We start from the raw sequence: 2,410 nt of genomic DNA, 5'->3' as shown, positions 1-2,410 counted from the left end.
TGAACGACGACCGGCCAGAACGGAAAAGCCCCGCCATGAGCACGCGTTCCGCGCCCGAATTCGCCCTGTCCTTCAGCAGTGAGGCCGTCCACCTGATGGAACGCGCGGGCTCGCCCGCCGCGACATCCATCCAGTGGACGGAAAAGGCGGCCGCGGCCTTCGATGCGCCGGATTTCCGGGCCGAGATGACGCGGCTTCGCAAGCTGGCGGCGAACGGGCCGGATGCGCGCGTGGCGCTGATCATCCCCGACGACCAGATCCTCTATACCTCGCTGCCGGTGGGCGAGGAGGTCCGCAGGACCGCCGATCTGGGCCGGGCGCTGGACGGTCTGACGCCCTATCCCGTGGCCGACCTGGCCTGGGACTGGCGGCCCGAGGGGGCGCGCGACGTGCGCGTGGCGGCGGTGGCGCGGCAGACGCTGCGCGAGGCCGAGGATTTCGCCCGCCGCCACGGCTTCGCGGCCGAGGGCTTCCTGGCGGACCCGCCCGAAGGGGTGTTTCCCGCGACCCCCCAGTTCGGCGGCAAGGACTGGGCGCAGGAGACAGCCCTTGGCGATGCCGACCTGCCGGCGGACGCCGCGCAGGATGCCCCGGCCGTTCCCGCGCCCGAGGCGGCAAAGGCGCCCGTGGCCGATGCGCCACCCGGGACGGCTGACAGTGGCCCTGCCGATGATGGCGGAGAGGCGGAAATCGCCGCCCGGCAGGATTCGCCCGCCGCGCAGCCGGACGCCGCTGCCTCTGATGCCGAGGCTTCCCCGGCGGCCTTGCCGCCCGCGGATGAAGCAGAAGATAGGGGCGAATCGACCCCGGGCGCTGCCATGAGCGCCCCCGCGGGGGATGCCGGAGAGAAGGCCGGAGCCGAGGAACTGGACAAGGGCCGCAGCGACCTCTCCTCTCAGCCGCCGCAGGCAGAGGCGGATGCCGCAACCCTGCCCGAAACTCCGGCTGGCAGCCCTGCAGCCGAGTCCGGGACCGATCCGGCCACGCAGGACAACACCCCCGCGCCGGCAGCGGCGACCATCTCTGCTGCAGCAGACAAGCCTGCCGACGCCCGGCCCATCGCTTCCCCGGCGCAAGCGGTTGCGGCGGCCGCAGCGGGCAAGGGCACCGGGCCAAAGGACCGTGGGGTTTCCAGGATGGTTCCCGCAGCGCGTCGTCCCATGGCTTCGCCCTCCGAACAAGCACGCGTCTCGCCCGGCCGGGAGCCTATCGTTCCCCAGGGTCCGGCGGTTCCGTCCGGCCGCCACCCCGGCGCGCGCGGCGGCATCGGCGCGCTGCTGGTGATGCTGGGCGCGCTGCTTCTTGGACTGGTGCTGATCTGGGCTTTCGCGACGCCCGATCCCCGCGACACGCAGACTGCCGCACCACCCATGGAAGCCGAAAGCGCGACGGCAGATGCAACGCCGCCTGCAGCGACGGCAACGCCCGAGCCTGTGGCCCCGCCGCCTGCAGCCCCGCCTTCCAGGCAGCCGGCTGCTTCCCCGGCAACCGCGCCCGAACCCGCGCCGGTGCGTCCGGCAGCAACGGTGCCGCCTGCCGCTGCCGAACCGACGGTTGAAGCCACGGTTCCGGCAGGTGCGGCCGCCGTGCCGCCCGCAACCGAGGCGACGCAGCCCGCGTCTTCCGCCCCCGCGACGGCACCGGCCGAATCGCCTGCAGGCATCGCCGCACCCGCGCGGGAGCCTGCTGCCCGGGTCCCGTCCGGCAACGATCCGGCCGCTGCAACGACCTCTGCCCCGACGACGCCCTCTGCGGCCAATGCGGCTCCGGTTCCGGCACCCACGTCCGGCGAACCCGTGGCGCCAGCGGCGGCACGGGACGAGCCTGCCGAGGCATCCCGGCCCGACGCGGGGGCGCCTGCCGCTTTCCCCGCCGGGACAAGCGCGCTGGCCCCGACTGAACGCGCGCCCGCGCAAACGCAGGCAACCCCTTCGGTCCCGGCCGCCCCCGAACCCGCTGCGAATGCCGCTTCCGCTGCCGCAAACCCGGTTGCACCGGCCACCGGCGCGGAACCCGCTGCAACGCCGCCTGTCACCGCTCCTTCGACGACCCCCGAGGCATCTGCTGACCGGGCAGAGGCACCCTCTGCGGCAGCCCCGGCCCCGCAGCCGACCCCGGCGATCCGGCCGTCGAATGCACCGCGGCGCCCGGCGCCTGCGGCCGCTCCCTCGGCCTCGCAGGCTGATCCGCTTCCCGCAGTGGTGCCCGGTCGCAGCGCGCTGACCCGTTCGGAGCGGCCAAGCTCGCGGCCCCCAGCGGAAAGCTCTCAGCCGTCTCGGGCACCCGCGCCCGACCGGGCGGCAGTCCCGGCCCGTGCCCCTCAGGCGGCAGCACCCGCCGCCGCGCGTCCGGCGCCCCCCCCGCGCCCCGAGGCCGCGCCGCGGGCAGCGGCACGGCCGCAGGCCACCAG

1 protein-coding gene is annotated in these 2,410 nt (G+C 75.1%); it reads left to right on the top strand.

Annotation, left to right across the window (positions count from 1 at the left end):
- Window positions 1–35 precede the first annotated feature (35 nt).
- Window positions 36–2,410, top strand: a 2,375-nt coding sequence (locus Q4F04_RS13910; RefSeq protein WP_303370404.1) for a hypothetical protein, incomplete at its 3' end; no start/stop codon positions are given.

The sequence above is a fragment of the Paracoccus sp. (in: a-proteobacteria) genome, assembly GCF_030536915.1.
GTDB lineage: Bacteria > Pseudomonadota > Alphaproteobacteria > Rhodobacterales > Rhodobacteraceae > Paracoccus.
This window is presented reverse-complemented; position numbering and strand designations above follow the sequence as displayed.